At 62.1% G+C, this 2,683-nt stretch carries 3 protein-coding genes; all 3 read left to right on the top strand.

The window, feature by feature from the left end:
- Positions 1-490, top strand: a 490-nt coding sequence (locus EN984_RS30150; RefSeq protein WP_206517517.1) for a UDP-3-O-acyl-N-acetylglucosamine deacetylase, incomplete at its 5' end; no start/stop codon positions are given.
- A gap of 263 nt (positions 491-753) precedes the next feature.
- Positions 754-1,623, top strand: a complete 870-nt coding sequence (locus tag EN984_RS30145) for an outer membrane protein assembly factor BamD (RefSeq protein ID WP_127269547.1) — start codon at positions 754-756, stop codon at positions 1,621-1,623.
- A 118-nt stretch (positions 1,624-1,741) separates the two neighbouring features.
- Positions 1,742-2,683: AAA family ATPase (locus EN984_RS30140; RefSeq protein ID WP_164765746.1), on the top strand; the 942-nt coding region annotated here is incomplete at its 3' end.

The following is a 2,683-nucleotide window of genomic DNA, read 5'->3' as shown; positions in this document are numbered from 1 at the left end:
GCCCTATGACGGGACCCGTTTCGAGATCGAGATCGACTTCGAAAGCCCGGCGATCGGTCGTCAGCTGTTTGCCTCCGACCTCAATGCCGATATTTTCCGTCGTGACATCGCGCGCGCCCGCACCTTCGGCTTCATGAAGGATGTCGAGCGGCTGTGGGCCGCAGGCTACGCGCTCGGCTCCTCGCTGGAGAACTCGCTGGTCATCGGCGACGACAACCGCGTCATCAATATGGGCGGCCTGCGCTACCCCAACGAATTCGTGCGACATAAGACGCTGGACGCCATGGGCGACCTGGCGCTGGCCGGCGCCCGCTTCATCGGCTGCTTCCGCTCCTATCGCGGCGGCCACAGGATGAATGCCGCGGCCCTGCGCCGTCTGCTCTCGGACCGCACGGCGTTCGAGATCGTCGAGACGACGCGCCGTGAGCGTGGCCGCAGCGCCGAGATGAACGCCGTCAATGCGCCACTCTACGCACCCTGGATGATCTGATTTCCCAGGTTTTTTTCGGGTTCCATGGTGATAGCGAATGTTGCAGGAATGCACCACCCGCCAGTGAAATTGCATTGATGTCCAAGTGGCGTCCGGCCGCCACAAAAATGCGCGATTGGCCGGAGATAGCGTTGCCGGGCAAGGCGGTTATGGTTTATGGCTGCTGCCGTCGATTAATGCATGTCATTCAAAAGTGGGGACCAGTTTTGAAACAATGGCGTGCAACTGGCATTGAAATAGCGCCGAAAGGGCGAGATCCAATCATGTTCTTCAAGCGAGTTGGTCAATTGAAAGCACCGCAGAGGGCTGTTTTCCTGGCGCTTTCAGTAGTTGTTCCATCGCTCTTTCTGTCGGCCTGCATGTCGTCGGAGAAAGATATCGACCTGTCGACCTATGTCGAGCAGACCGAGCCGGCCGATGTTCTCTACAATCAGGGCCTTGCCAATCTCAATGCCGGGCGCCTGCAGGAGGCGAGCCGGAAGTTCGACGCCGTCGACCGTCAGCATCCCTATTCGGAATGGGCCCGCAAATCGATGGTGATGGGCGCTTTCGCCGACTATCGCCAGGGCAATTACGATGAGGCGATCGGCTCGGCCAAGCGCTATCTCACGCTTTACCCGTCGACCGATGACGCCGCCTATGCGCAGTACATCATCGGCTTGAGCTACTACCGTCAGATCAAGGACGTGACGCAGGACCAGAAGGAAGCGCGCCAGACCGTCCAGACGATGCAGGATCTGGTCACGCGCTGGCCAACATCGGAATATGTCGAAGACGCCAAGGAAAAGATCCGCTTCGCCAACGACCAGTTGGCCGGCAAGGAAATGCAGATCGGCCGTTACTATCTTGAGCGGCGTGAATACATCGCTGCCGTGAAGCGCTTCCGCACCGTGGTCGAGAACTATTCCAACACCCGCCATGTCGAGGAGGCGCTCGCCCGCTTGACCGAAAGCTATTACGCGATGGGTCTGACCTCGGAGGCACAAACCGCCGCCGCCGTGCTCGGCACCAACTACCCCGACAGCCCATGGTACAAGGATTCCTACAAGCTCTTGCAGAGCAATGGGCTTGCACCGCGCGAGAATGCCGGGTCGTGGATATCCAAAGCCGGGAAGATGATCACCGGCGCCTGACGTATGAGCATCGACTGAAGCGCCACAGCGCTTTTCGGATTGATCCGGTGCTCAAACAAAAAGATAGTGCGGCGCTGCGACTGCAAATGGTCGCGTGCCGTTCTAGATTCGGGTTCTGATGCTTTCCAGACTGTCGATCCGCGATATCGTCCTGATCGAGAAGCTGGATATAGACTTCCAGCCGGGTCTTTCGGTACTGACCGGCGAAACCGGTGCCGGCAAATCCATCCTGCTCGACGCCCTTTCGCTGGCGCTCGGTGCGCGCGGCGATGCTTCGCTGGTGCGCCATGGCGCGGCGCAAGGCCAGGTCATCGCCGTCTTCGACGTGCCGCGCAATCATCCGGCGCGTACGCTGCTTGCCGACAATGCGATCGAGGACGACGGCGACATCATCCTGCGCCGCCTGCAGACGGCGGACGGCCGCACCCGTGTCTTCGTCAACGATCAGCCTTCGAGCGTCACGCTGATGCGCGATGTCGGGCGCGCGCTGGTCGAGATCCACGGCCAGCATGACGAGCGCGCGCTGGTCGATCCCGGAGCACACCGCGAGGTGCTCGACGCTTTCGGGGGCCATCTCGGCGCCGTCCGCTCGACCGCCGAGGCATGGCGGCACTGGCGCGCCTGCGAGCAGGAGCTGTCGCGCCACCGCATCAAGGTGGCGGCGGCCGCGCGCGAGGCCGACTATCTGCGCGCGGCGGTGGCGGAATTGACCAAGCTCGATCCGCAGCCGGGCGAGGAGACCGACCTTGCCGAACTGCGCGCATCGATGATGCGGGCCGAAAAGATCGCTTCCGAAATCCATGACGCGCAGGATGTGCTGTCGGGCCCATCTTCGCCCCTGCCGCAACTGGCCAGCCTGTTGCGGCGGCTGCAGCGCAAGGTGTCGGAGGCGCCCGGCCTGCTCGACGATGTCGTCAAATCGCTCGACGAGGCGATGCTGTCGCTCGACGCGGCGCAATCGGGCGTCGAGGCAGCACTGCGCGCCACCGAATATGATCCGCAGCGGCTGGAGAAAGCGGAGGAGCGGCTGTTTTCGCTGCGCGCCGCCTCGCGCAAGCAC

The sequence above is a fragment of the Mesorhizobium sp. M7A.F.Ca.CA.004.12.1.1 genome (genome assembly GCF_003997835.1).
In the GTDB taxonomy this organism is placed as follows: Bacteria; Pseudomonadota; Alphaproteobacteria; order Rhizobiales; family Rhizobiaceae; genus Mesorhizobium.
Note: the sequence above shows the minus strand (reverse complement) of the source record. Positions and strands in the feature narration are given on the sequence as shown.